We start from the raw sequence: 25,274 nt of genomic DNA, 5'->3' as shown, positions 1-25,274 counted from the left end.
TTATACCCGAGCTATGACCTCACACGCCAGCTGAGGTCGGGTTTGATGCGGAAACATTCTGTTTTAAGAGGTCGCGCATCTGTTTTGCTATCTGAATTTGCTCTTCAGCCGACAATCCCGGCTGTCTTGCTCTCTTGATCAGTTCATCGAGGGTCTGCGTGTGCTGGCCCGCGGATAACCTAGTAATGGTGTCTAAAAACTGTTGTTCAAGGTTATCGCCGTCAATTAGCCACTCCTTTTCCGCGAGCGCCTTGAGTAATCGGCCTTGTTCGGTGCCATGCCAGCGAGCCATCAGCTGAATAGAGTTTAGCTTAGGATTTTTCTGCACGGCTTCGATCAGGGCAATCAGCACCTGGGCGTAAGTGTTGCTCGCGTTGGCAAAATGATCGGCACTTTCAACCTTGCCCGCCAGTTGCGGGTGGTGGATGAGCGTGCGCAGGGCAATCAGCGTCGGCGCTTCTACGGCGACCGGGGTGCGCGGGGCATAGGCTTCATCGCGGTCACCGCGCTTGCCGTTCTTGCTCCAAGGCTTCTTGTCCCATTTCTTGCCGCCGGCGCCGGGCTTTTTCGGTGTCCACTCCTGCTGGGGCGCGTAGGCCTCCTGCGGCTGGTGGAAGTCGGCGTAATCCGGCATGGCGTCGTAGTCCATGCCTGGGTCGTAGGCCGGTGGCGGTGCATCCTGCGGCGCGCTGTGCGCCAGCTGGCTGACGGCTTCGCCGCTCAGGCCGGTGATCTCTTGTAGGCGTTGGCGCATAAGCGTGCGCAGGTTGGCGCCCGGCACCTTGTCGATCAGCGGCGCCGCGAGGGTGGCCATGTGGGCCTTGCCTTCGAGTGAGCGCGGGTCGGCTTCTTCGGTCAGTTGCTGGAAGAAGTAATCTGCCAGCGGTTGCGCGTGTTGGTTGATGCGGGCGCGGAATGCGTCGGTGCCTTCGGAGCGGACCAGGGTGTCCGGGTCTTCGCCTTCGGGCAGGAACAAAAAGCGCGCGCGGCGCCCATCCTGCAGGCTCGACAGCGTGGCTTCGAGGGCGCGCCAGGCGGCATTGCGGCCGGCCTGGTCGCCGTCGAAGCAGAAAAGCACACTGGGCACTACGCGAAACAGGCGCTTCAAATGTTCTTCGCTGGTCGCCGTACCCAGGGTCGCCACGGCATTGCGCAGGCCTTGCTGGGCGAGGGCGATCACGTCCATATAGCCTTCGACCACGATGATTTCATCGAGGTTGCGGTTGTTCTTGCGCGCTTCAAACAGGCCGTAGAGTTCCTGGCCCTTGTGGAATACCGGGGTTTCCGGGGAGTTCAGGTACTTGGGCTTGTCGTCCCCCAGCACGCGGCCACCGAAGGCGATGATGCGGCCGCGGCTGTCGCGGATCGGAAACATCACGCGGTCGCGGAAGCGGTCGTAACGTTTGCCGGTCTCGGCGTTTTCCACCAGTAGGCCGGCGTCGATCATGGCTTTTTGCTGCAGGGTGTCGCTGCTCAGGTGCTTGTACAGGTTGTCCCAGCCAGGCGGAGCGAAACCCAGGCCGAAGTCACGGGCGATTTCGCCGGTGAGGCCACGACCTTTCAGGTAGTCGATGGCGGCCTTGCGCTGCGGGTGGCTTTTAAGCGCCTGACGATAAAAGTCGGCAGCGGCCGTCAGCAGTGGGTACAGCGGCGAGTCGGTGGGCTGGCGCGGTTTGTGTGGGCGACCACTTTCTTCGCGAGGGACTTCCATGCCGGCGGCTTTCGCCAGGTCCTCGATGGCCTGGGGGAAGTCCAGGTTGTCGTGGTCCATGAGGAAGCCGAGGGCATTGCCGCCAGCGCCGCAGCCGAAACAGTAGTAGAACTGCTTGTCGGGGCTGACGCTAAATGACGGGGTTTTCTCTTTGTGGAACGGGCAGCAGGCGGTGTAGTTCTTGCCGGCTTTTTTCAGTTGCACGCGCGAGCTGACGACATCGACGATGTCGGTGCGGTTCAGAAGGTCGTCAATAAAGCTCTGGGGAATTAGCCCGGCCATGGCGTTCTCGTCATCACTGCGTGTAAATGAGGGCCCATGATGTGCTCAAGCGCACGTAAGGCGTGGCTCGTTCATCGATTGTGTGCTGGGGCTGCATGGAAGTGTATCTGCCGAACATTCACTGACGTTAATTTCTGATCAGTCTTTGGCGTGGAAATGTTGCCCGGGCGTCCGGTCTTGGCCGTTAATGGGCCTCGGAATCGCTTTGTTGGGCACAGCCGACCTGTTGATCGTCTGTTTACAGAATAAGTGTGCTCGTCAGTAGCCTTGTTAGACTCGTCAGAAGAGACGTGCACCGCTGGCAGAAGAGCCAGTCCTGACGTGTGAAGCAGTTGTTTCAGTCGCATGTGCGGCGTCAACAGTGAAGCATCAAGCGTTGTCCGCAAATGCCATTAGCCCGGCTGAGGGCCGGGCTTGGCAGAAGCTTGCTACGAACGTCTGTGTATTAGTACAGACGAACGGCGCGGCGCTGTTCGCGCTGAACTTTCTTGGCGTGACGCTTAACAGCGGCTGCTGCTTTGCGCTTACGCTCAGAAGTTGGCTTCTCGTAAAATTCGCGGCTACGAACTTCAGCCAGTACACCGGCTTTTTCGCAGGAGCGCTTGAAACGACGCAGAGCTACGTCGAAGGGTTCGTTCTCTTTAACTTTGACGGCTGGCATCCAGAGCTACCTTCTTTCATTACCGGGATCAACGTTCTCGTCGCAAACAATTCGCGGCTGAGGTCGTCGGTTTTTAAGGGTTGCGGATGTTAACCCCTCATTGGCCGGAATGCAAAGCCTCTGATCGAAAACCGCTAGTCGGGAGGGGGAGTGGCGACTATTATGCGCGCCTTCGAATTCAGCCTCTACAAGGCGCAAACCCATGCTAGTACTGGGACTTGAAACCTCCTGCGACGAAACCGGTGTCGCACTTTACGACAGTGAACGCGGGCTTTTGGCCGATGCACTGTTCAGTCAGATCGACCTGCACCGCGCCTATGGCGGCGTGGTGCCGGAGCTTGCCAGCCGAGATCACGTCAAACGCATGCTGCCGTTGATTCGCCAGGTGCTGGACGAGGCCGGTTGCGTGCCGACCGAGATCGATGCGATTGCCTACACGGCTGGTCCAGGATTGGTCGGAGCCCTGCTGGTTGGGGCCTCTTGCGCCCAGGCACTGGCCTTCGCCTGGGGCATTCCGGCCCTTGGCGTGCACCATATGGAAGGCCATTTATTGGCTCCAATGCTGGAAAAAACGCCGCCAGAGTTCCCGTTCGTCGCTTTGTTGGTTTCCGGCGGCCATACGCAGCTGGTTCAGGTGGATGGCATCGGCCAATACACGCTGCTGGGTGAATCCCTGGACGACGCCGCCGGCGAAGCCTTCGATAAAACCGCGAAGATGATGGGCCTCAACTATCCAGGCGGTCCGGAAATCGCACGGCTTGCCGAAAAAGGCGTCGCCGGTCGCTACACCTTCCCGCGTCCGATGTGCGATCGCCCGGGTTTGATGTTCAGCTTCAGCGGCTTGAAGACCTCCGCGTTGAATACCTGGCAGCACAGCGTCAGCGCCGGAGACGACAGCCAGCAAGCCCGTTGCGACATCGCGCTGGCGTTCCAGCAGGCCGTGGTGGAGACTTTGACCATCAAGTGCAAGCGTGCGCTGAAACAGGCGGGCATGAAGCGCCTGGTGATTGCCGGTGGCGTCAGCGCCAACAAGGCCTTGCGCACGTCGTTGGAAAAAATGCTCGGCGACATGAAGGGCGACGTGTTCTACGCGCGCCCCGAGTTCTGCACCGACAATGGCGCGATGATCGCCTACGCCGGCTGCCAGCGCCTGCAGGCCGGGCAGCATGAGAGTCTGGCGATCAGCGTGCAGGCGCGCTGGCCGATGGAGCAGTTGTCTGCGTTGTAAGCCTTTGCATGGGGCAACGTGAGCGGGTATTTAAAAATGCCGTTCGCGCCCGGCAAACAGGTCGCGTAAATTGCCGCGGTGGCGCCAGACGATCAGCAATGTCAGCACGCTCATCGGCAACAGTGCCGCCGGCTCCTGCCAGGCCAGCAGCGGCAGGGTCAGCGGGGTGGCGATCAGTGCGGCGAGTGAGCTGGTGCGGGTCAGGTAGAACGTCAGCAGCCAGGCGATAACGGCCAGCAACGCTGCTGGCGGGTAGATCCCCAGCAACATGCCGGCCGCCGTGGCGACACCTTTGCCACCGCGAAAGCGGAAGTACAGTGGGAACAGATGGCCGAGGACGGCACACACGCCGACCCAGGCCTGCTGTTGCAGGGTAAGACCGGCGAGGCTGGCGATCAGCACGGGCAACAGGCCCTTGCACAGATCGCCCAGCAGCGTCAGCACGGCGAGCTTCTTGCCCGCCAGGCGCAACATATTGGTGGCGCCGGCATTGCCTGAACCACTCATTCGCGGATCGGGATTTCCCGTCAGGCGGCTGAGCAAAATGGCGAAGGACAGCGAGCCGAGCAGGTAGGCGAAAATCGCCAGTGACCAAAACATGCTAACTATTCCGGGCGAGGACGCCCTGATTCTAACGGGGCATCGCGCCCTTGTCGTGCTGCGGAGAAGAGTGCTTGGACAGAGTGTTTATCGAAGGCCTGGAAGTCGACACCGTGATCGGGGCCTACGACTGGGAGCGCGGAATCCGCCAATGCCTGCGCCTGGACCTGAGCTTCGCCTGGGACAACCGTCCGGCTGCGGCCGGTGACGACCTGACCCTGGCCCTGGATTACGCCAGCGTTAGCGCGCGCATCCAGGCGTTTGCCGAGCAATCCCAGTACCAGCTTGTGGAAACCTTCGCCGAGCGTCTGGCCGAAGTGTTGATGAGCGAGTTCCAGATTCCCTGGCTGCACCTCAAGTTGACCAAGCCTGGGGCTGTGCCGGCCGCCAAGGGCGTGGGCGTGGAGATCGAGCGCGGATGTCGCTAACTCAGATTTACCTTGGCCTTGGCAGCAATATTGATCGCGAGACCCACCTGCGCGCCGGTCTTGATGCATTGGCGAGCTTTCTGACGCAAATACGTTGCTCGGCTGTGTTCGAAAGCCAGCCAGTGGGCATCAAGAGCGGTCCGTTCTTTAATCTGGTGGTGTCGGCCTATACCGACCTGTCATTGATGGAACTGGATCGTCGCTTGAAATCCATCGAGGCCGATAACGGTCGCTATGCGCCGGACCGCAAAGGCTTGCCGCTGGACATCGACGTACTGCTGTATGGTGACCTGGTGGGCGATTTCGATGGTTTGATCCTGCCGCGAGCAGAGATCCTCAAGAACGCCTTCGTGCTGTGGCCGCTGTCACTGATGGCGCCGCAGCGTGTGCATCCTGAGGTGGGCAGGACCCTTGGCGACCTGTGGCGCGATGCGCAGATCGACCAGGTGCTGGCGCCTGTCGGGTTTGAATGGCAAGGCCAGCAACTCACGCCCGATGAGCTTCTGTAGGCCTGTGGCGAGCGCTGGGGTGCGCGGCGCCCCCGCGCCACGGTGGATTGGCGTCTACAGGTTGTGTTGCTCTTTGTAGGTTTTCAGCGCCTTGAGCCGTTCGCGCTTTAGCGCCTCGCCCAGTTCCGGGCCTTTGAAGCCCTTCTCCAGCAATGGCGCCACCGCCACCTCCCGCGCGGCCTTGGCAGCGCCGCGTAGATAATCCGCCTGTGGATAACTACGCTGCTCGAAACCCTTGCGGCCTCGGGCATCCATTTCGCAGGCGACCACAAACTCTTCGAAGCGCTGTGGTCGACGGTACACGTCAAAACTCTGCAGTAACTCCAGTAAAGTCGAGGCCTTCAGCTCCAGTGCCCGGTGGCCGTGGGTGTGATATTGGCCCACCAACAGTGCCAGTTCCTGGCAATCTCGCGGCACCTTGAAGCGTTCGTTGACCGCCTTGATCAGTTTGAGGCCGGTGTATTCGTGCGCAATGTGCTGTGGCAACTTATCCACAGGCGTCAGGCCCTTGCCCAGGTCATGCAGCAGGCAGGCCCAGCGCACAGTCAGTGGCTGTGTGTGTAGGGCGGCCTGTTCCAGCACGCTCAAGGTATGCACGCCCGTGTCGATCTCGGGGTGGTGCGCGGCGGGTTGCGGCACGCCGAAGAGGGCATCCACTTCTGGCATCAAGGTTTTCAGGGCGGCGCAGTCGCGCAGCACTTGGATAAATACCTGTGGCTGATCTTCCATCAGTGCGCGGGAGATTTCCTTCCAGCTGCGCTCCGGGGTCAGGGCTTCCAGTTCGCCGGATGCACTGAGTTGACGCATCAGCTCCAGGGTTTCCGGTGCGACGCGAAAACCCAAGGGCGCGTAGCGCGCGGCGAAGCGGGCAACACGCAGGACTCGAAGGGGATCTTCGGCAAATGCGGGGGAAACGTGACGTAAAATGCGCGCTTTGAGATCGCGCTGCCCGTTATAAGGATCGGTCAGGTTGCCGTCGTCATCCTCTGCCATGGCATTGATGGTCAGGTCGCGGCGGACCAGGTCTTCTTCCAGCGTGACGTCAGGGCTGGCGTGGAACACAAAGCCACCGTAACCCCGGCCGCTCTTGCGCTCGGTGCGGGCGAGGGCGTATTCGTCACCGTTTTTCGGGTCGAGGAACACTGGGAAGTCCGAGCCCACCGGCTTGTAGCCCTTGGCGAGCATCTCTTCTGCCGTGGCACCCACGACAACGCGGTCGATGTCGGTGACCGGGATGCCCAGCAGGCGATCCCGTACCGCACCGCCGACTTTGTAGATTTTCATGAAAAAGCCTCCATTAGCCGCACAGGATACCGCCTGTGCCCTGCCAATGGAGGCTTTGCCGCTTCAGAGGTGGACGACGGCAAGGTCCAGGCGGCCGTAGTCGTTGTCGTTGTGATCGGTGCGCGGGGGCACGTGGTGGGTTTTCATCACCTGATCGCCCTGCAGGGTTTCCAGGTGGATGTCGAAGCCCCAGAGCCGATGCAGGTGCTTGAGCACTTCCTCGGTGGACTCGCCCAAGGGTTTGCGGTCGTGTTGCTGGTGGCGCAGGGTCAGCGAACGGTCGCCGCGCACGTCGATGCTGTAGATCTGCACGTTGGGTTCGCGGTTGCCCAGGTTGTACTGCGCCGCCAGGGTTTCACGGATGATGCGGTAGCCGGGTTCGTCGTGGATGGCCGGTACCACCAGGTCGTCCTTGAGATCGTCGTCGAGGATGCTGAATAGCTTGAGGTCGCGAATCACCTGGGGGGACAGGTATTGCAGGATGAAACTCTCATCCTTGAAGCTGCTCATGGCGAACTTGATGGTCGACAACCAATCGCTGCCGGCGATTTCCGGGAACCAGCGGCGGTCCTCCTCGGTGGGGTGTTCGCACATGCGCCGGATGTCGCGGTACATGGCAAAGCCCAGCGCATAGGGGTTGATGCCGCTGTAATACGGGCTGTCGAAGCCGGGCTGGAATACCACGCTGGTGTGGGATGTGAGGAACTCCATCATGAAACCGTCGGTGACCAGGCCTTCGTCGTACAGGTCGTTCATCAGCGTGTAGTGCCAGAACGTCGCCCAGCCTTCGTTCATCACCTGGGTCTGGCGCTGTGGATAAAAGTACTGGGCGATCTTGCGCACGATGCGCACGATTTCCCGTTGCCACGGCTCCAGCAGCGGCGCGTGTTTTTCCAGGAAGTACAGGATGTTTTCCTGGGGTTCGGCGGGGAAGCGCGCATTGTCCTTGTCGCTGTTTTTGCCGGTCTTTTTCGGAATGGTGCGCCATAGGTCGTTGATCTGTTTCTGCAGATGCTCCTCGCGCTCCTTCTGGCGCAGGCGTTCTTCCTCGGCGGAAATCGGGTACGGGCGTTTGTAGCGATCGACGCCGTAGTTCATCAGCGCATGGCAGGAGTCGAGCAGGTCTTCCACCGCATCGATGCCGTGGCGCTCCTCGCACTGCATGATGTACTGCTTGGCGAATACCAGATAGTCGATGATCGAGCTGGCGTCGGTCCAGGTACGAAACAGGTAATTGCCCTTGAAGAAGCTGTTGTGACCGTAGCAGGCATGCGCCACTACCAATGCCTGCATGCAGATGGTGTTTTCTTCCATCAAATAGGCGATGCACGGGTCGGAGTTGATCACGATCTCGTAGGCCAGGCCCATCTGGCCGCGGCTGTAGGACTTCTCGGTGCTGAGGAAGTGCTTGCCGTAGGACCAATGGTGATAACCCAAGGGCATGCCCACGGAGGCATAGGCGTCCATCATCTGTTCGGCAGTGATCACTTCGATCTGGTTGGGGTAGGTGTCCAGGGCATAACCCGCCGCAATACGGCTGATTTCCCGGTCGTAGGCCTGGATCAGTTCAAAGGTCCACTCGGACCCCGTGGAAATCGGTTGGCGCTTTTGCTCTTTTTTGGCGGTCATGTCACTAACCTGCGCTGGAAGAGTTCACGGAAGACCGGGTAGATGTCGCCGGCCGAGACCAGTTGCTGCTGGGCGAACGTGTCGGCAAAGGCTTCGCCGATGCGCTCGTATTCGAACCACAGGGCCTGGTGCTCACGGGGGGTAATCTCAACATAAGTGTAGTACTGCACGAACGGCATGATCTGGTTGATCAGGATGTCGCGGCAGATGGGCGAATCGTCGTTCCAGTTGTCGCCGTCCGAGGCCTGGGCGGCGTAGATGTTCCATTCGTTGGCCGGGTAACGTTCGGCCATGATCTCCTGCATCAGCTTCAGTGCGCTGGAGACGATGGTGCCGCCGGTTTCCCGTGAGTAGAAGAACTCTTCTTCGTCCACTTCCCGGGCGCTGGTGTGATGGCGGATAAACACCACGTCGATCTTGTCGTAGTTCCGTTTCAGGAACAGGTACAGCAGGATGAAGAAGCGCTTGGCGATGTCCTTGGTGGCTTGAGTCATGGAGCCGGAGACGTCCATCAGGCAGAACATCACGGCCTTGGAACTGGGGTTGGGCTGCTTGACCAGCAGGTTGTACTTCAGGTCGAAGGTGTCGAGGAACGGCACGCGGTGAATGCGCGCGCTGAGTTTCTCGATTTCTGCCTCGATTTCCTGAATATCGCCGAAGTTGTCCGGCTCTTCGCGTTTTAGACGCGCCAACTCTTCCTTGGCTTCCTTGAGCTTGGCGCGGCTGCTGCCGGACAGGGCGATACGCCGCGCATGGGCCGAGCGCAGGGTGCGGATGATATTGATGCGAGACGGATTGCCCTCGTTGCTGATCCCGGCACGCACAGTCTTGAAGGTATCGGTGCCGGTCAGGTTGCGCTTGACCAGGTTGGGCAGTTCCAGGTCTTCGAACATGAATTCGAGGAACTCTTCCTGGGTGATCTGGAACACGAACTCGTCCATGCCCTCGCCGGAGTTGCCGGCCTTGCCCGGGCCTTTGCCACCGCCACCGCCTTGGGGGCGCTGGATGTGTTCGCCGGTGGTGAACTCCTTGTTGCCGGGGTGCACGACAGTCTGTTTGCCGCCCCGGCCGTGGTGCAGCACCGGTTCGTCGATGTCCCGGCCGGGAATGCTGATTTGTTCGCCATGCTCCATGTCGGTGATGGAGCGGCGGCTCACGGCCTCTTCAACGGCCTTTTTGATATGGTCACGGTAACGCCGCAGGAAACGCTGGCGGTTTACCGTGCTCTTGTTCTTGCCATTGAGGCGTCGGTCGATCACATAGCTCATGGGGCCCTCCGGGAGCTTCAAGTCGTAAGCTGCAAGCGACAAGTAAAAGCGGATCGGCTTTTACTTGCAGCTTGTAGCTAGAAGCTTGCAGCTGCTTCTCTTACTGCGATTTCCGGACCCGTAGGTACCATTCCGACAGAAGCCGTACCTGTTTGTCGGTGTAGCCACGTTCGACCATGCGTGTGACGAAGTCGTTGTGTTTTTGCTGATCCTCCTTGCTGGCCTTGGCATTGAAGCTGATGACCGGCAGCAGGTCCTCGGTGTTGGAGAACATTTTCTTCTCGATGACCACCCGCAGCTTCTCGTAGCTGAGCCAGGTGGGGTTCTTGCCGTTGTTGTTGGCCCGGGCACGCAGCACGAAGTTGACGATTTCGTTGCGGAAATCTTTCGGGTTGCTGATGCCGGCCGGTTTTTCGATCTTTTCCAGTTCCTCGTTGAGGGCTACGCGGTTGAGGATCTCGCCGGTTTCCGGGTCGCGGTATTCCTGGTCCTGGATCCAGAAATCGGCGTACAGCACGTAGCGGTCGAAGATGTTCTGGCCGTACTCGCTGTAGGACTCCAGGTACGCGGTCTGGATTTCCTTGCCGATGAACTCGATGTAGCGCGGTGCCAGGTATTCCTTGAGGAACCGCAGGTAGCGCTCGCGGGTTTCGGCCTGGAATTGTTCCTGTTCGATCTGCTGTTCCAGCACGTAGAGCAGGTGCACCGGGTTGGCGGCGATCTCGTGGGGGTCGAAGTTGAAGACCTTGGACAGGATCTTGAACGCAAAGCGTGTCGACAGGCCGTTCATGCCCTCGTCCACACCCGCGGTGTCGCGGTATTCCTGGATCGATTTGGCCTTTGGATCGGTGTCCTTGAGGTTCTCGCCGTCGTACACGCGCATCTTCGAGTAGATATTCGAGTTCTCCGGCTCCTTGAGGCGCGACAGCACGGTGAACTGGGCGAGCATCTTCAGGGTGTCGGGCGCGCAATGGGCCTTGGCCAGGGAGCTGTTGAACAGCAGTTTGTCGTAGATCTTGATCTCATCGCTGACCCGCAGGCAGTACGGCACCTTGACGATATAGATCCGGTCGATGAAGGCTTCGTTGTTCTTGTTGTTGCGGAAGGTGTGCCACTCCGATTCGTTGGAGTGGGCCAGCAGGATGCCGGTGAACGGAATCGCGCCGAGGCCTTCGGTACTGTTGTAGTTGCCTTCCTGGGTGGCGGTGAGCAGTGGGTGCAGCACCTTGATCGGTGCCTTGAACATCTCCACGAACTCCATCAGGCCCTGGTTGGCCCGGCACAGCGCGCCCGAGTAGCTGTAGGCGTCGGCGTCGTTCTGTGGGAACTCTTCCAGTTTGCGAATATCGACTTTGCCCACCAGCGCCGAGATGTCCTGGTTGTTCTCGTCGCCCGGTTCGGTCTTGGCCACGCCGATCTGGTTAAGGATCGAGGGGTAGAGCTTGACCACGCGGAACTGGCTGATGTCACCGCCGAACTCGGCCAGGCGCTTGGTGGCCCAGGGCGACATGATGGTGTTGAGGTAGCGGCGTGGAATGCCGAAATCCTCTTCGAGGATCGCGCCATCTTCGGTGGCGTTGAACAGGCCCAGGGGCGACTCGAACACCGGCGAGCCCTTGATGGCGTAGAAGGGCACTTTTTCGATCAGTTGTTTGAGTTTTTCGGCCAGGGACGATTTACCGCCACCGACGGGGCCGAGCAGGTAGAGGATCTGTTTCTTCTCTTCCAGGCCCTGGGCCGCGTGGCGGAAGTAGGAGACGATCTGGTCGATGCATTCTTCCATGCCATGGAAGTCTTCAAAGGCCGGATAGCGACGGATCACCTTGTTGGAGAATATTCGCGACAGCCGCGAATTGTTCGAGGTGTCTATCAATTGCGGCTCGCCTATCGCCAGCAGCAGACGTTCGGCGGCAGACGCGTAGGTGCTGCGATCCTGTTTGCACAGCTCGAGGTACTCTTGCAGCGTGAGTTCCTCCTGCTGTGTGGATTCGAAGCGGTTTTTGAAGTGGCTAAAAATACTCATGACGTCGTCACCTCGCTCGATACGTGGAGCCGACGCCGGATCAATCAGTCGATGCTGGCAGTCATTGGCAGACGCCAATGGCCGTTTTCCCCCCAGAACACCCTGAAACGCTACCGATGACCCGCACGCCGGTGTACCGGCTCTCCCCTGATTCGGATGGCCTGCGCTTAAGGATAGTTCGGAATCAGGGAGGTCAAGGCGCGATGCGTAATTAGTTTGGCTGCGCCGTTCGTCAGAAACGGCGCGAGCCCAAGCGTCACGCGGGGTAGCGGGGTGTGAAAAAAATTATTGCGAGTCGCCTGAGGAAATTTCCGCAGGAAAGGTCGTACGCCACAGCTCAAAGCCACCGTCCAGGCTGTAGACGTCGGAGAAGCCCTGGCTGATCAGGTAGGCCGCTGCGCTCTGGCTGGAATTGCCGTGGTAGCAACCCACGATCACCGGTGCGTCGAGGTCGGCGGCGCGGATGAAGTCGGCGATGTTGTGGTTGTCCAGGTGCTGGGCGCCGCTGATGTGTGCAGCGGCAAAAGTCGGTTGGTCGCGGATGTCGACAACCACTGCGCCTTTCTCGCGCAGGGCCTGGGCTTGTTCGGGAGAGATGCGTTTGAATTCGCTCATGGGGGCTCCTAGGGCTTGGCGGCCGGCAGTGTAACGGAAAGGGGCGATTCGCACTGGCAGCTGTGGCGCTCGCCGGTGTCGATGTTCATCAGGGTCATGGCACCGCCCCACACGCAGCCGGTGTCGAGGGCAAATATACCGGGCTCGGTGCACTTGCCTTCGAGGGCTGCCCAGTGGCCAAAGATGATCTTTGTGCCGGCGGCCTTGCGGTCCTTGTGGGCGAACCAGGGTTTGTAGCCGGGCAGCGCGGTGTCGGCGCCTTCCTTGCTCTTGAGGTCCAGCTTGCCTTCGGCGGTGCAGAAACGCATGCGCGTGAAGTAGTTGGTGATCACCCGCAGGCGGGCAACGCCGGTCAGGTCGTTGTCCCATTTCACCGGATCGTTGCCGTACATGCCGTCGAGGTAGGCGGTGTACAGGTTGTCATCGGCCAGGGCCGCCTCGACTTCGGCAGCGCACTTGAGGGCTTTCTTCAGCGTCCATTGCGGCGGGATGCCGGCATGCACGAGGGCCATGTTGCGGGCCTCGTCATAGTGCATGAGCTTTTGTCGGCGCAGCCAATCGAGCAAATCGGCCCGGTCGGGTGCGTCGAGGATCTCCCGCAGGGTGTCGCTTTTTTTCAGGCGTTCGACGTTTTTATCCGCCGCCAGCAAGTGCAGGTCGTGGTTGCCCAGCACGCAGACCAGGGAATCGCGCAGGCTATATAAGTAGCGCAGGGTCTCCAGGGATTCGGGGCCGCGGTTGACCAGATCACCGACCAGCCACAGGCGGTCGCTTTTCGGGTCGAAGGCCACGCGCTCAAGTAAGCATTTGAGGGGTTCCAGGCAGCCTTGCAGGTCGCCGACCGCGTACGTCGCCATCAGTGCAGGGCTCCTGGCACGGCGAGGCGGAAGGGTGCGATGACGGCGTCGAACAGCTGGCCGTCCGTTGCTTTCATCTGATAGGAACCTTGCATGGTACCGACCTTGGAGGTCATCACCGTGCCGCTGCTGTAGGTGTGGCTGGCGCCGCAGTCGATCAACGGTTGCTGGCCGACGACGCCGGCACCGCGTACTTCCTCGACCTGACCGTCACCATCGGTGATCACCCAGTGGCGTGATAGCAACTTGGCCGGCACCAGCCCGTTGTTTTTCACCGTGATGGTGTAGGCAAAGGCGAAGCGGTTCTGTTCAGGTTGCGATTGGTCCGCGAGGAAGCGGGTGACGACGCTGACGTCGATCTGATAGCGAGGATCGGACATGCGAAAGGCCTTAAAAGCAAAAGCGGAGGACAGCAGATGCGGATCAGTCTAGGCCAAGAGGCGGGCACTAGGCCAGACATGCCGTCTGGCCTGTGCTCGGCAGGCTTCAGTCCGCGGCGGGCGCTGGCTGGATGGCAAGCTGGTCGGCCAGGCGCACGAATGCAGCCAGGTCCAGCTGCTCGGGGCGCAAGCTGCCGTCGACGCCAGCGGCTTCGATTTCAGCATTGCTCAGCAAAGCCTTGAGCGTGTTGCGCAGGGTCTTGCGACGCTGGTTGAAGGCCTCGCGTACCACGCGTTCGAGCAGCTTGTGATCCTTGGCCGGATGCGGCAGCACAGCGTGTGGCACCAGGCGCACGATGGCCGAATCGACCTTCGGCGGCGGGTTGAATGCGCCCGGGCCGACATTGAACAGGTGTTCGACGCGGCAGTGGTACTGGACCATGATCGACAAGCGGCCCCAATCACCGCCGCCAGGCCCTGCGGCTAGGCGCTCTACCACTTCCTTTTGCAGCATGAAGTGCATGTCACGGATGATCCCTGCGTTATTCAGCAAGTGGAAAATCAGCGGCGTAGAGATGTTGTACGGCAGGTTGCCCACCACGCGCAGGCTGTTCGGCGCGGCGTTGAGGCTGTTGAAGTCGAACTTCAGCGCATCGCCCTGGTGCAGGTTGAAGTTGGGCTTGTTGGCAAACTGCTGGTTGAGGATCGGGATCAAGTCCTTGTCCAGTTCCACTACGTCCAGCTGCCCACCGCTGGCCAGCAGGCCTTGGGTCAGTGCGCCCTGGCCCGGGCCGATTTCCAGCAGACGGTCTTCGGGTTTGGCATGGATGGAGCGCAGGATGCGGTCGATCACGCCAGCGTCGTGCAGGAAGTTTTGCCCGAAGCGCTTGCGCGCCCGGTGTTGGTAATGCTCGGTCATATACGGGTCTCGGCCATCTGATAGGCGGTTTCCAGGGCCACGTGCAGGCTGCCGGTATCGATCTTGCCGCTGCCCGCCAGGTCCAGGGCAGTGCCATGGTCGACGGAGGTGCGGATGATCGGCAGGCCCAGTGTCACGTTGACGGCGGCGCCGAAGCCTTTGTATTTAAGCACCGGCAGCCCCTGGTCATGGTACATCGCCAGCACTGCGTCGCAGTGCTCCAGATATTTGGGGGTAAACAGAGTGTCTGCAGGCAGTGGGCCGCGCAGGTCCATGCCTTCTTGGCGCAGACGCTCCAGGGTGGGTTCGATGATGTCAATTTCTTCATGGCCCAAGTGGCCGCCTTCACCGGCGTGGGGGTTGAGCCCACAGACCAGGATGCGCGGTTGGGCGATGCCGAATTTCTGTTGCAGGTCGGCGTGCAGGATGCGCGTGACGCGCTCAACCCGCTCGACGGTGATGGCGTCGGCAATTTCACGCAGCGGCAGGTGCGTGGTCACCAGGGCGACGCGCAGGCCGCGGGTGGCCAGCATCATCACGACTTGTTCGGTGTGGGTCAGTTCGGCAAGGAATTCGGTATGCCCGGAAAAGGCGATCCCGGATTCGTTGATCACGCCCTTGTGCACCGGGGCGGTGATCATCCCGGCGAAGTCGCCGTCGATGCAGCCTTGGCCGGCACGGGTGAGGGTTTGCAGCACAAACGCGGCGTTGGCTTTGTCCAGTTGGCCGGCAATTACCTTGGCCTGCAGCGGGGTGTCCCACACATACAGGCTGCCGGCGGGGGCGGGCAGGTCGGGCCAGTTGCCTGGCGCCACGTCCAGCAAACTGACAACCACACCCAGCTGCGCGGCCCGCTCAAGGAGCAGGTCACGGCTGGTAATGGCAATCAGGGGGTGTGGCTGGGGGTGCGAGGCGAGCAGCAGGCACAGGTCTGGACCAATGCCGGCCGGCTCGCCGGGTGTTACCGCGAAACGCTGGGGTTTCACTGGGTTGCCTGGTCGGTGCCTGTTTGCTCGGCGCCTGGCAGCTTGTTTTCTACGTAGGCTTCGTCACGGATCTGACGCAACCAGGTTTGCAGCTCTTCGTCGTATTTGCGGTTACGCAGTACGGACAGGGCTTGTTGCTCGCGGGCCTGGCTGGTGTTGTCGGTGGCGCGACGGCCAAGGACTTCCAGCACGTGCCAGCCATATTGGGTCTTGAACGGCTTGGACAATACGCCTTGCGGGGTCTTGGCCATGACGTCCTGGAACTCTGGCACCAGGGCTTTCGGGTCGATCCAGTTCAGGTCGCCGCCGTTGAGGGCGGAACCCGGGTCTTCCGAGAAGCTCTTGGCCAGGGTGGCGAAGTCTTCACCGTTTTCGATACGGTCATAGATCTTCTGGGCCAGTTCCTTGGTCTGGGCTTCGGTGCGGATTTCGCTAGGTTTGACCAGGATATGACGAACGTGCACTTCGTCTTTCAGCGAGGTCTCGCCGCCGCGTTTCTCCAGCAACTTCAGGATGATGAAGCCGCCCGGCGTACGTGCGGGCTGAGTGATTTCACCCGGCTGCATGGCGCTCAGCTCACGATCGAATGGAGGTGGCAATTGAGCGGCTTTACGCCAGCCCATGTCACCGCCGTCCAAGGCGTTGTCGCTGTTGGATACGGCAATCGCCGTCTGGGCAAAGTCGGCACCGGCTTTCAGGCGGTTATACACCGCCTGGGTCTTGGCGGCGGCGGCATTGAGCTGCTCGGAGTTGGCGCTGTCGGGTGTAGCGATCAGGATGTTGGCCAGGTGCAACTCTTCGGAGAGCTGCATCTTGCCCAGATCGGAAGCCAGGAAGTTCTTCACTTCCTGTTCCGACACCTGAACCCGCTCAGCTACGCGACGCTGACGTACACGGCTGATGATCATCTCGCGACGGATCTGGTCACGGGCGTCCTCATAGGACAAGCCGTCGTGGGCCAGGGCGGCACGGAACTGGTCGATGCTCATGTTGTTGCGTTGAGCGATGGTGCCAACCGCCTGGTTCAGTTCTTCGTCCGAAATACGGATACCGGAACGCTCGCCGATCTGCAGTTGCAGGTTCTCGACGATCAGGCGTTCCAGCACCTGTTGGTCCAGCACGCTGGTCGGTGGCACGCCACCGCCACGCTTGGCGATGGTTTGCTGGACTTCCTTGACGCGTTGGTCCAGCTGGCTCTGCATGATCACGTCGTTATCGACGATGGCCACCACTTTATCCAGCTGTTGAACCGCAGCGTGTGCCGATGCGGTACCCAGGAACAGCGCGCCCAGTACGAGCGGGCGCAGACAATCAGAAAGCTTGGTCTTCACGTTCACGATAACCTTCAATGCCTTTGTCGAGGAAGCTCTCTACCTTGGCGCCGGTCAGGCCGCCGAGTCCTTTGAGGACGATCTGCAGGAAGAGCCCGTGGTCACCCTTTTCGTTAAGAGGGGCGATCTGGCTGTATTCGTCGTTGGCAACCCAGTAACGGTTGATGACACGCAGTTTCCAGCAGCAGTTGTCGTACTCGAAACCACCGAAGGCTTCCAGGGTACGGTTGCGGGCATAGTCATACTGCCAGCGGGTGATCAGGTTCCATTGTGGAACAATCGGCCACATCATCGAGAAGTCGTGTTGCTGGATTTTGTAGTAATCCTTCACGAAGTTCGCGTCGCCTTCCTTGCCATAGTCACCACCGAACTGCCATTTGCCGGTCAGCTGGTTGTACACCACCTGATCGTTGCGATAGCGGTAGCCAAGGTTGACGACCTTGTTCGGGTTGTCTTCCGGCTGGTAGTGGAACATCGCGCTGCCGGAACGAGGACTGTGGTTCTCGGTGTCCCAGTTGTAGTCGGCCGTGGCGCGCCAGTCGCGGTTGAAGCGGAACTCGTAGTCCAGGGCGATTGGCGATACGTTGGACTGTGCGTCGGCACGGTCTGCGGCGAGTACACCTGGCAGTTGGACTTCGCGATCCTTGAAATACACCGCCTGGCCGACGGCGACGCGCTGACGTTCGAAGCCGTTCTCTTCGATCCAGCGGCTGGTCACACCCAGGGAGAGCTTGTTCTCGTCGCCGATCCGGTCGGAGCCGCTGAAGCGGTTGTCACGGAACAGCGAGGCGTAGTTGAACGAGTACTCACTGGTGTCGAATACCGGGATGTCGCTCTGGTCCTTGTTCGGTACGTACAAGTAGAAGGCGCGCGGTTCAAGAGTCTGGCGATAGTCTTTGCCGAACCAGTTGGTGTCGCGGTCGAAGTACAGGCCGCTGTCGACACTGGCGACTGGCACGGCACGGTCTTGTGAACTCTTGAACTTCTGGCCATTTGCGGCCATGTAGGTCTTGCCTACATTGTCCAGGTCCAGATCGTACTTGGTGTAGACGTACTTGAGCTTCGGCGTAATGAAACCGTAGGTCGACTCCATCGGGTACGAGACAGCCGGGGCAGCGTTCAGGCGAGTACCGTTTGCACGGGTCAGGCCTCTGACATTGGTGTCCAGTCGAGGGGTGACTGTTACCCCGTCCTGAGAAACAAAGTCGCCACTTAGAAGATTTCGCTCAAACCGAACTGCTTCGGTCTCGTAAGTGAAATCCAGGCCGCCCGGATGGTAAGGCAGTGCACCGTTAAAGGTGATCTGCGGCAAACGGTCATACGGCGTGATCTGGGAAATCGTCGCCAGCTGGTAAGCCTGCACATTCAGGCGCGCCTGATAGGAGTCGCCACGGTAAGCCACCGAACCTTGCTGGTTCAGGAAGTCGCGGCTTTCCACACCTTCCTGGTAGGCCTTGAGGTCCTGGAAGTAGTACGGATCGCTGATCTTGGTGTAGTCGACCTGAGTCGTCAGGCGCGAATCCAGCCCACCCCTGTGCTGCCAATTGAGCATATAGCGGGTTTTTTCGTAATCGGTCTGCTTCTTACGCTCGTCGCTATCGTCATTCAGGTACGCCCCACCGAACTGACCTTCGCTGGACTTGGTGAGGTAGCGGAATTCGCCTTCCATCAACATGCCGCGCTTGGTCATGTATTGCGGGTACAACGTGGCGTCGTAGTTGGGCGCCAGGTTGAAGTAGTACGGCGTGACCAGGGTAAAGCCGGTTTCGCTGCCGGTGCTGAAGCTCGGCGGCAGGAAGCCGGACTGACGACGGTCGTCGATCGGGAAATAGATGTAAGGGGTGTACAGGATCGGAATGTTCTTGATCCGCAACGTCGCGTTGGTGGCCGTACCGAAACCGGTCGCCGGGTTCAACGTGATGTTGTTGCCCTTGAGCTGCCAGGCGTTGCTGTCCGGCTCGCAGGTGGTGTACGTACCGTCCTTGAGACGGATGATCGCGTTTTCGGCACGCTTGGCGTACAGCGCGCTGCCGCGGATACGCGACTTGTGCATCACGTATTCGGCGTTGTCGATCTGTGCCGCACCGGTATCCAGCTGGACTTCGGCATGGTCGCCGACGATCAGCGCGCCGTTGTCGCGCAGACGGACCTTGCCGTTCAGCTCGCCACGGTTCTCGGCCTGATACAGGCTGGCCTCATCGGATTCCATCTGCATGCTGCCCTGACGCATGACGACGTCACCGGCCAGGGTCGCGACCTGTTGTTCCTGCTCGTAACGAGAGGCCTTGGCACCGATGAAGGTCGGCGCATCGCTCTGTTTCGTCTTGTCGTTCATGCCAGGACGAGTCGGCTCGATATACGCACCGCCGCAATACGGGCCGGTTTCGGCCAGTTGGGCAGCGGTCAGCTTCTCGCGGGGTACCCAGTCCAGGTGGCTGTAGTCGGCGCTGCGCGAACGCAGGCCACGGCCCTTGGATTCGGTGACCAGTGCGGTCTGCGGCGCGGCGTCGGCGCTGCCGCCGGTTTCGCCTTGCGACGCAACGGCGGTCGAGCCAGCGGCGGCACCGTCGTGCACCGGACGCGGTGGCAATGGGGCTGCGGCGGTTTTCGGCGCGCAATCCCAGGCACCCGAAGCAGAGACTGAGCAGTCATACTGTTCCGCGGCGACCACGAATGAGGTGGCGAAAGGTTGCATGGCCAGCAGACTGCCGGTTACCAGCAACGGAAATTTTCTACGAAACGCGGGGGATTTCAATGCCATCTTATTAGTCCGGGCTTCCTGCGTGCCATCTGCCCGCGGTGTGGGCCGCACGACTCTCGATGGTCTGAAAAAGATGCGTGATAATAAAGCATGACCCGCTTGACGGCTAGGGCCGTCGGAGACCCTTGTAATGCCCGACCAAGATCTACGTTTACAACAGCTGGAAGTCTGGCTGGAAGAGCAGTTACCGATCCTTTTCAATGCTCAAGGCTGGGGTGCCGTACCCCCGGCAACATTGACCGCAGCCAGCAGCGACGCGAGTTTCAGGCGTTACTTCCGCTGGGAAGGCGGTGGTCGCACGTTCGTCGTGATGGACGCCCCACCCCCCCAGGAAAACTGCAAACCTTTCGTCGATATCGCGCATCTGCTGGCGAAATCGGGAATAAATGTGCCAAAAATTTATGCAGAAGATTTGCCGCGCGGCTTTCTTTTGCTCAATGACCTGGGCACAAAAACCTATCTGGACGTGATCGACGAGCAAAACGCCGACCCATTGTTCGCCGATGCCATCAACGCCCTGCTGGCCTTCCAGCAATTGCCGATGGACGCGCCACTGCCCAGCTATGACGTGGCTTTGCTGCGCCGCGAGCTGGAATTGTTTCCCGAGTGGTACGTGCGTCGCCACCTGGGTCGTGAACTGGATACCCACCAGCAAGCGCTGTGGCAACGCGCCAGCGACCTGCTGATCGACAGCGCCCTGGCCCAGCCGAAAGTGCTGGTGCACCGCGACTACATGCCGCGCAACCTGATGATCAGTACGCCTAACCCCGGCGTACTGGACTTCCAGGACGCGGTCTACGGCCCGGTGACCTATGACATCACCTGCCTGTTCAAGGATGCGTTCCTCAGCTGGCCCCAGGCTCGTGTGCGTGAATGGCAGCGCGGCTACTGGGAGTGCGCTGTGCAGGCCGGAATTCCTGTGCAGGCGCAATTTGATGACTTCCTGCGCGCCAGCGACCTGATGGGCGTGCAGCGTCACCTCAAGGTCATCGGCATTTTTGCGCGGATCTGCCATCGCGACGGCAAACCCCGCTACCTGGCCGATGTACCGCGCTTCTTTGCTTATATAGAAGCGGTGCTGGCGGATCGCCCTGAGCTGGGCGAGTTGGCCGAACTGCTGACCAGCCTGCGCCAGCCCGCCGAGGCGACGGTATGAAGGCCATGATCCTGGCCGCCGGCAAAGGTGAGCGGATGCGTCCGCTTACCCTGCACACGCCCAAGCCGCTGGTGCAGGCCGGCGGCAAGCGCCTTATCGAGTATCACCTGGAGGCGCTGGCCAAGGCCGGTTTCACTGAAATCGTGATCAACCATGCCTGGCTCGGCCAGCAGATCGAAAGTTACCTGGGCGACGGCGCGCAGTTCGGCTTGCGTATCCAGTACTCGCCGGAGGGCGAGCCGCTGGAGACTGGCGGCGGGATCTTCCAGGCCTTGCCGTTGCTGGGGGATGAGCCATTTCTGGTAGTCAACGGCGACATCTGGACCGACTACGATTTCAGCCGACTGCGCCAGCCGCTCCAGGGCCTGGCCCATCTGGTGATGGTCGATAACCCGGCACATCACCCCTCGGGCGGTGATTTCTACCTCGATCAAGGTTTGCTTCATGATGCTGCGCCCGGTGCCGATAACCTGACCTTCAGTGGCATTTCTGTGCTCGACCCGCAGCTGTTCGCGGGTTGCAGCGCCGGTGCCTTCAAGCTGGCGCCGCTGTTGCGGGCGGCGATGGCCAAGGATTTGGTAACGGGGGAGCACATGGCGGGACGCTGGATTGATGTCGGTACGCTGGAGCGCCTGGCGCAAGTCGAAACCCTGCTGACAGCGGGGCAGTAACATGCTGTGGCCAGGGACGCTGATCGGCGCCGGGGCTGGCTTTGCCATTGCCAGTATTCCGGGGGCCATGTTGGGTGCGCTGTTGGGGCAGGCGCTGGATCGGCGGTTGCACCTGCAAAACTGGGCGCAACTGCGCGAGCGCCTCGGCGGGCGGCCGGCGTTGCGCAACGACGAGTTGTTGTTTGTGCTGCTGGGTCGCCTGGCCAAAAGCAATGGCCGGATCGTCGACGGGCATATCCAGCAGGCGCGCCAGGAAATGCGCGCGCTGGATATGTCCGAGCCTGCCCAGCGCCGGGCGATTGCCGCGTTCAACCGCGGCAAGTCCGGCACCGACCGCGTGCGCAGCTACTTGCGCGTGCTCAAGGCCCAGCCCCATGCCGCGGAAGGTGTGCTGCGTGCCTGTTGGCGCATGGTCTGGGCGGACGGCAAGGCGGATGACGCCGAGCGCGATCTGATCGAGCAATGGGGTAAATGGCTGGGCTGGACGCCGCAACAGTTGCAGGCATTGGCGACTGACTACAAGCCGGAACGCAAGCCGCTGGTGAGCCGGGGGATGTCCTATCAGGACGCGTTGCGCCTGCTCGCCGTGACGGCCACCACTGAACCTGCGGTGATCAAACGTGCCTATCGGCGCCTGCTCAGCCGCCACCATCCGGACAAGATTGCTGGCACTGGCGCAAGCCCCGCGCAAGTGCTTGAGGCCACCGAGCGTACCCGCGAGCTGCACAGCGCGTTTGCATTGATTCGCGAGCGCCGGGATTTCCGCTAGTCGTCGCCAGTCTTGATTTGATAACCCATTCCAATGTGGGAGCGGGCTTGCTCGCGAATGCGGTGGTTCAGTCACAACATCTGTGACTGATACTCCGTCTTCGCGAGCAAGCCCGCTCCCACAAGGGGATCGGCGGTGTTCTTTGAGTCTGCGGTCAGTCGGCAGTTGCCTGCGGGCTCAGCCAGCCACGAATCCGCCGATACAGCTGCTCCTGCTCCGCGGCGCTATTGCCCGGCACGGTTTTAAGTGACACCTGCTTATAACCGTCATTTTTCGATCGCTTGGCGGCCTGGACGCGCTCCAGAGCTGCCTTGCGATCCTGGGCGGCGTCTTGATAGAACACATCCGCCGTGGGCACCTTCAGCTCCGGAGCCAGTTGTTGCAAATTCGGCTGGCGACCTGCGGGCGTTTTGCCGGCGACCATCACCAGTTTCTGCACCTGGGCCGGTTGTTTCTCGCTGAGATAACGCGCCGCCCACCAGGCGCCGGTGCCGTGGCCGAGCAGCACCACACTGCGCGCACCCTGGGTCTGGGCGAAGGCGACGGCGGCGTCGATGCGCTCGAAGATGCGCTTGGCGTCGGTTTTGTCGCTCTCGTCCGCACCTGGCACCACCGCCGGATCGGTGCCTTCGGCTTCGGCGCTGGCCGCTTGTTCGATGGGCTTGGCGGCGGTGCTGCCGTCTTTGCTGCTGGTGTCGACCGCTGCCTTCGGCGCTTCGATCACCCGAGGTGGCAAGGTGTCGATGTTGATGTCGGGCAGCGAGAGGCTGAGGGTGCCCCAATTGGCATTGGGCAGTTTGCGCCGCAGCGGTGCAATTGCTTGCGGCCAGTCAGCACTTTCGCCGGCGCCCGGTACGATAATCACCACGCCTTCGGGTTCGGCGCTGTTGGCCGGTTTCCACAAGGCCAGGAAGGTATCGCTGGCGGCCTGCAGTTGTTGCTGTTCCTCACGCGGAACCTGGCGTTCCAGGGCGCTGGCATCTTCCTGGCTACGCTCCGGCAGGGGTTGGCGCACGGCAGGTGTTTCGGCGGCGGGGGCAGGCGCATCGGCGGCCTGCGCAGAAAAGCCGCTGGTAAAGAGCAGCGACAGGCACAATGCTGGCAGTGCCGAGCGGTTTCGAGGTGGCATCGTTGGTTTCCGGCCGTAAGTGATTCCAGCAGCCTAATGGGTTGGTCAGTATTTGTCAGTGATGTGAGACGTGGATCATGGGTTTTCGCTGTCTGCTGGTTATCGGCTGTTTGTGGTTTCCCTTGATGGCGGGAGCCACGCCTGTCTCTGCGGCGCCGCAAGCGCAGCTGGACGCCGGGCAACGGGAATGGTTGGCCGCGCACCCGCAGCTGCGCGTCGGCCTGGTGCTGCAGGCGCCCTACGCGCAGTACGACCGGCGCTTGCAGCGCTTGTCGGGGGCCAATGTCGAGTTGATGCAGTGGCTGGCCAAGGCGTTGAACATCGAACTGAGCTGGCGCAACTTTCCCACCCAGGAGCAACTGGAAGAGGCGTTGCGCGACGGTGAGGTCGACATCGCCCCCGGCCTGCAACAAACCCCGGCCGGTTTGCGCCTGTGGTTGTTCACCGATCCGTATATGCGGGTGCCCCAACATATCGTCGGGACCCGCGAAGGTGGCGGCGCCGTCGAGTTGGAAAAACTCGACGAACTCTCACGCATCGCCGTGCGTATGCCCAGTGCCGTGGCCGACTACCTGCGCAGTACCTATCCCAAACTGAACCTGCAAGGCGTGCCCATGGAGCGCCAGGCCTTGCAATTGCTGCTCAGCCAGCAAGCGCGCTATGCCGTGGTGGATGAGGCGCAATTGAGCCGGCTGTCGGGTGAGGCGGAATTCGCCGGGCTGGCGGTGGTGGGGGACATCGGCCTGCCGCAATTGCTGCGGGTGGCCACGCGTCGCGAATGGCCGGAACTGGCCGGGATCATGCAAAGTGCGCTGCGTGCGATCCCCGCCCGGGATCTGGACCAACTACACACCCGCTGGCTGCAACCCAAATACCCGCGGTTGTCGGAGTCGCCAGGGCTGTGGCAAAACCTCAGCCTGCTGCTCGGCCTGTTGCTGCTGGCCGGCCTGGCGGCGCTGTTCTGGCAGCGGCGCCAGTTGCGCGGCCTGGAGCACAGCTTGCTCGGCGCGCGGGAAGAAAGCGCCGCGCGTGCGGCGGGCGCTGAGGCGTTGCGGTTGACGCAGTTTTCCATCGATCAAAGCACCGTCGGCATTCTGTGGGTCAACTGGGACAGCCATGTGCGCTACGCCAACCGTGCGGCGGAAAGCATGCTTGGCTACGCGCCCGGAGCCTTGATCGAGCGGCCGCTGATCGATTTTGATCCGACCCTGGACATGGACCGTTGGCTCAACCTGTGGAAACGCGCCCGCGCCAGCGACGACGCCCCGCAGAACTTCGCCACCGACTGCCTGCGCGCCGATGGCAGCATCCTGCCGGCCGATGTGTCGTTGAGCTTCCTGCGCTTTGCCGACGGCGAATACCTGGTGGTCTACCTCAATGACGTCACCGAACGCCGTCGCTACGTGGCCGCGTTGCTGCAGAGCGAGGCGCAACTGCGCGAACTGTCCGCGCACTTGGAAACCGTGCGTGAAGAAGAAAAAGCGCGCATCGCCCGCGAAGTGCACGACGAACTGGGACAGATGCTCACCGTGCTCAAGCTGGAAACCTCCATGTGCGAGTTGGCCTACGCGCAACTCGACCCCGGCCTGCAGGAGCGCCTGAACAGCATGAAGCGCCTGATCGCCCAACTGTTCCAATTGGTGCGCGATGTGGCCACCGCGTTGCGCCCGCCGATTCTCGACGCCGGGATCGCCTCGGCCATCGAATGGCAGGCGCGGCGCTTCGAAGCGCGTACGCAGATTCCCTGCCTGGTGCAGGTCCCGGATAATCTGCCCGCCTTGAGCGATGCCAAGGCCATCGGCCTGTTCCGCATCCTGCAGGAGGCGCTGACCAATGTGATGCGCCATGCCCAGGCGCATACTGTCGAACTGACCCTGGCTGTGGAGGATTCGGACTTGCGGCTGACCATCAGCGATGACGGCGTCGGTTTTGTCCAGGCCCAGGGCCGCCCGGTATCGTTTGGCCTGGTCGGCATGCGCGAGCGCGTGTTGATCATGGGCGGGCAGTTGAGCCTGGACAGCGAGTTGGGGGAGGGCACCACCCTGAGTGTCACGGTGCCGTTGGATGCATAACACCA

At 61.1% G+C, this 25,274-nt stretch carries 22 protein-coding genes; 7 read left to right on the top strand and 15 right to left on the bottom strand.

Annotated features, from left to right (window positions below; all coding sequences use genetic code 11):
* Positions 1-19: 19 nt before the first annotated feature.
* Positions 20-1,993, bottom strand: a complete 1,974-nt coding sequence (gene dnaG, locus IB241_RS19300; RefSeq protein WP_192299812.1) for a DNA primase — start codon at positions 1,991-1,993, stop codon at positions 20-22.
* A gap of 445 nt (positions 1,994-2,438) precedes the next feature.
* Positions 2,439-2,654 (bottom strand): 30S ribosomal protein S21, encoded by a 216-nt coding sequence (gene rpsU / locus IB241_RS19295; RefSeq protein ID WP_002551877.1) that lies wholly within the window; start codon positions 2,652-2,654, stop codon positions 2,439-2,441.
* Between the two features lie 202 nt (positions 2,655-2,856).
* Here rpsU and tsaD point away from each other — a divergent pair, with 202 nt between their 5' ends.
* Entirely contained in the window at positions 2,857-3,882 is a 1,026-nt protein-coding gene (gene tsaD / locus IB241_RS19290) for a tRNA (adenosine(37)-N6)-threonylcarbamoyltransferase complex transferase subunit TsaD (protein WP_192299811.1), read from the top strand.
* 30 nt (positions 3,883-3,912) lie between these two features.
* Here tsaD and plsY read toward each other — a convergent pair whose 3' ends face one another.
* Entirely contained in the window at positions 3,913-4,482 is a 570-nt protein-coding gene (gene plsY / locus IB241_RS19285; protein WP_105524764.1) for a glycerol-3-phosphate 1-O-acyltransferase PlsY, read from the bottom strand.
* Positions 4,483-4,556: 74 nt separating this feature from the next.
* Between plsY and folB the strand changes: the two genes are divergently transcribed.
* Both folB and folK read left to right on the top strand, forming a co-directional pair.
* The gene (gene folB / locus IB241_RS19280) at positions 4,557-4,910 is read left to right on the top strand and encodes a dihydroneopterin aldolase (protein ID WP_015886183.1); all 354 of its coding nucleotides are present in this window, start codon (positions 4,557-4,559) and stop codon (positions 4,908-4,910) included.
* Complete coding sequence (gene folK / locus IB241_RS19275) at positions 4,901-5,419, top strand: 2-amino-4-hydroxy-6-hydroxymethyldihydropteridine diphosphokinase (protein ID WP_192299810.1); 519 nt, start codon at positions 4,901-4,903, stop codon at positions 5,417-5,419. The genes folB and folK overlap by 10 nt, the downstream gene beginning before the upstream one ends.
* Before the next feature lie 54 nt (positions 5,420-5,473).
* Here folK and IB241_RS19270 read toward each other — a convergent pair whose 3' ends face one another.
* From IB241_RS19270 to IB241_RS19220, 11 genes are all read right to left on the bottom strand, one after another.
* Positions 5,474-6,703 carry a multifunctional CCA addition/repair protein gene (locus IB241_RS19270; RefSeq protein ID WP_192299809.1) on the bottom strand — a complete coding sequence of 410 codons (1,230 nt, stop codon included), beginning with the start codon at positions 6,701-6,703 and terminating at the stop codon, positions 5,474-5,476.
* A 63-nt stretch (positions 6,704-6,766) separates the two neighbouring features.
* Complete coding sequence (locus IB241_RS19265; RefSeq protein WP_192299808.1) at positions 6,767-8,332, bottom strand: SpoVR family protein; 1,566 nt, start codon at positions 8,330-8,332, stop codon at positions 6,767-6,769.
* The gene (locus IB241_RS19260; protein ID WP_016977872.1) at positions 8,329-9,600 is read right to left on the bottom strand and encodes a YeaH/YhbH family protein; all 1,272 of its coding nucleotides are present in this window, start codon (positions 9,598-9,600) and stop codon (positions 8,329-8,331) included. The genes IB241_RS19265 and IB241_RS19260 overlap by 4 nt, the downstream gene beginning before the upstream one ends.
* A gap of 100 nt (positions 9,601-9,700) precedes the next feature.
* Positions 9,701-11,623 carry a PrkA family serine protein kinase gene (locus tag IB241_RS19255; protein ID WP_192299807.1) on the bottom strand — a complete coding sequence of 641 codons (1,923 nt, stop codon included), beginning with the start codon at positions 11,621-11,623 and terminating at the stop codon, positions 9,701-9,703.
* Positions 11,624-11,908: 285 nt separating this feature from the next.
* Positions 11,909-12,238, bottom strand: coding sequence for a thiosulfate sulfurtransferase GlpE (glpE, locus tag IB241_RS19250; RefSeq protein WP_192299806.1), 330 nt, complete (start codon positions 12,236-12,238; stop codon positions 11,909-11,911).
* A gap of 8 nt (positions 12,239-12,246) precedes the next feature.
* Positions 12,247-13,095, bottom strand: a complete 849-nt coding sequence (locus IB241_RS19245) for a symmetrical bis(5'-nucleosyl)-tetraphosphatase (protein ID WP_192299805.1) — start codon at positions 13,093-13,095, stop codon at positions 12,247-12,249.
* The gene (apaG, locus tag IB241_RS19240) at positions 13,095-13,475 is read right to left on the bottom strand and encodes a Co2+/Mg2+ efflux protein ApaG (RefSeq protein WP_192299804.1); all 381 of its coding nucleotides are present in this window, start codon (positions 13,473-13,475) and stop codon (positions 13,095-13,097) included. Before apaG ends, IB241_RS19245 begins: the two co-directional genes overlap by 1 nt.
* A gap of 106 nt (positions 13,476-13,581) precedes the next feature.
* On the bottom strand, positions 13,582-14,394 hold the full coding sequence (gene rsmA / locus IB241_RS19235; RefSeq protein WP_192299803.1) for a 16S rRNA (adenine(1518)-N(6)/adenine(1519)-N(6))-dimethyltransferase RsmA: 813 nt from the start codon (positions 14,392-14,394) through the stop codon (positions 13,582-13,584).
* Positions 14,391-15,380: a 4-hydroxythreonine-4-phosphate dehydrogenase PdxA gene (pdxA, locus tag IB241_RS19230; protein WP_192299802.1), complete on the bottom strand. Its 990-nt coding sequence runs from the start codon at positions 15,378-15,380 to the stop codon at positions 14,391-14,393. The genes rsmA and pdxA overlap by 4 nt, the downstream gene beginning before the upstream one ends.
* Positions 15,377-16,711, bottom strand: coding sequence for a peptidylprolyl isomerase (locus IB241_RS19225; protein ID WP_192299801.1), 1,335 nt, complete (start codon positions 16,709-16,711; stop codon positions 15,377-15,379). Before IB241_RS19225 ends, pdxA begins: the two co-directional genes overlap by 4 nt.
* A complete protein-coding gene (locus IB241_RS19220; RefSeq protein ID WP_192299800.1) occupies positions 16,692-19,472 on the bottom strand; it encodes an LPS-assembly protein LptD in 2,781 nt (926 codons plus the stop codon). Before IB241_RS19220 ends, IB241_RS19225 begins: the two co-directional genes overlap by 20 nt.
* 130 nt (positions 19,473-19,602) lie before the next feature.
* On the opposite strand from IB241_RS19220, the gene IB241_RS19215 reads away from it, so the two are divergent.
* Genes IB241_RS19215 through IB241_RS19205 form a run of 3 tightly spaced genes read left to right on the top strand, consistent with a single transcriptional unit; the run spans position 19,603 to position 22,068 of the window.
* Positions 19,603-20,628 (top strand): aminoglycoside phosphotransferase family protein, encoded by a 1,026-nt coding sequence (locus IB241_RS19215; RefSeq protein WP_192299799.1) that lies wholly within the window; start codon positions 19,603-19,605, stop codon positions 20,626-20,628.
* On the top strand, positions 20,625-21,299 hold the full coding sequence (gene murU / locus IB241_RS19210; protein ID WP_192299798.1) for an N-acetylmuramate alpha-1-phosphate uridylyltransferase MurU: 675 nt from the start codon (positions 20,625-20,627) through the stop codon (positions 21,297-21,299). Before IB241_RS19215 ends, murU begins: the two co-directional genes overlap by 4 nt.
* A 1-nt stretch (position 21,300) precedes the next feature.
* Positions 21,301-22,068: a TerB family tellurite resistance protein gene (locus IB241_RS19205; RefSeq protein WP_192299797.1), complete on the top strand. Its 768-nt coding sequence runs from the start codon at positions 21,301-21,303 to the stop codon at positions 22,066-22,068.
* 154 nt (positions 22,069-22,222) lie between these two features.
* Here IB241_RS19205 and IB241_RS19200 read toward each other — a convergent pair whose 3' ends face one another.
* On the bottom strand, positions 22,223-23,197 hold the full coding sequence (locus IB241_RS19200) for an alpha/beta hydrolase family protein (RefSeq protein ID WP_192299796.1): 975 nt from the start codon (positions 23,195-23,197) through the stop codon (positions 22,223-22,225).
* Positions 23,198-23,274: 77 nt separating this feature from the next.
* Here IB241_RS19200 and IB241_RS19195 point away from each other — a divergent pair, with 77 nt between their 5' ends.
* Positions 23,275-25,269, top strand: a complete 1,995-nt coding sequence (locus tag IB241_RS19195; RefSeq protein ID WP_192299795.1) for a histidine kinase — start codon at positions 23,275-23,277, stop codon at positions 25,267-25,269.
* Positions 25,270-25,274 lie beyond the last annotated feature (5 nt).

It is taken from the genome of Pseudomonas sp. PDM05, from assembly GCF_014851685.1.
Taxonomy (GTDB): domain Bacteria; phylum Pseudomonadota; class Gammaproteobacteria; order Pseudomonadales; family Pseudomonadaceae; genus Aquipseudomonas.
This window is presented reverse-complemented; position numbering and strand designations above follow the sequence as displayed.

Bases quoted from the DNA above. Each gene is read 5' to 3' on its own strand.
- dnaG (WP_192299812.1), bottom strand. From the start codon at position 1,993: ATGGCCGGGCTAATTCCCCAGAGCTTTATTGACGACCTTCTGAACCGC.
- rpsU (WP_002551877.1), bottom strand. From the start codon at position 2,654: ATGCCAGCCGTCAAAGTTAAAGAGAACGAACCCTTCGACGTAGCTCTG.
- tsaD (WP_192299811.1), top strand. From the start codon at position 2,857: ATGCTAGTACTGGGACTTGAAACCTCCTGCGACGAAACCGGTGTCGCA.
- plsY (WP_105524764.1), bottom strand. From the start codon at position 4,482: ATGTTTTGGTCACTGGCGATTTTCGCCTACCTGCTCGGCTCGCTGTCC.
- folK (WP_192299810.1), top strand. From the start codon at position 4,901: ATGTCGCTAACTCAGATTTACCTTGGCCTTGGCAGCAATATTGATCGC.
- IB241_RS19270 (WP_192299809.1), bottom strand. From the start codon at position 6,703: ATGAAAATCTACAAAGTCGGCGGTGCGGTACGGGATCGCCTGCTGGGC.
- IB241_RS19265 (WP_192299808.1), bottom strand. From the start codon at position 8,332: ATGACCGCCAAAAAAGAGCAAAAGCGCCAACCGATTTCCACGGGGTCC.
- IB241_RS19260 (WP_016977872.1), bottom strand. From the start codon at position 9,600: ATGAGCTATGTGATCGACCGACGCCTCAATGGCAAGAACAAGAGCACG.
- IB241_RS19255 (WP_192299807.1), bottom strand. From the start codon at position 11,623: ATGAGTATTTTTAGCCACTTCAAAAACCGCTTCGAATCCACACAGCAG.
- glpE (WP_192299806.1), bottom strand. From the start codon at position 12,238: ATGAGCGAATTCAAACGCATCTCTCCCGAACAAGCCCAGGCCCTGCGC.
- IB241_RS19245 (WP_192299805.1), bottom strand. From the start codon at position 13,095: ATGGCGACGTACGCGGTCGGCGACCTGCAAGGCTGCCTGGAACCCCTC.
- apaG (WP_192299804.1), bottom strand. From the start codon at position 13,475: ATGTCCGATCCTCGCTATCAGATCGACGTCAGCGTCGTCACCCGCTTC.
- rsmA (WP_192299803.1), bottom strand. From the start codon at position 14,394: ATGACCGAGCATTACCAACACCGGGCGCGCAAGCGCTTCGGGCAAAAC.
- IB241_RS19220 (WP_192299800.1), bottom strand. From the start codon at position 19,472: ATGGCATTGAAATCCCCCGCGTTTCGTAGAAAATTTCCGTTGCTGGTA.
- IB241_RS19215 (WP_192299799.1), top strand. From the start codon at position 19,603: ATGCCCGACCAAGATCTACGTTTACAACAGCTGGAAGTCTGGCTGGAA.
- murU (WP_192299798.1), top strand. From the start codon at position 20,625: ATGAAGGCCATGATCCTGGCCGCCGGCAAAGGTGAGCGGATGCGTCCG.
- IB241_RS19205 (WP_192299797.1), top strand. From the start codon at position 21,301: ATGCTGTGGCCAGGGACGCTGATCGGCGCCGGGGCTGGCTTTGCCATT.
- IB241_RS19200 (WP_192299796.1), bottom strand. From the start codon at position 23,197: ATGCCACCTCGAAACCGCTCGGCACTGCCAGCATTGTGCCTGTCGCTG.
- IB241_RS19195 (WP_192299795.1), top strand. From the start codon at position 23,275: ATGGGTTTTCGCTGTCTGCTGGTTATCGGCTGTTTGTGGTTTCCCTTG.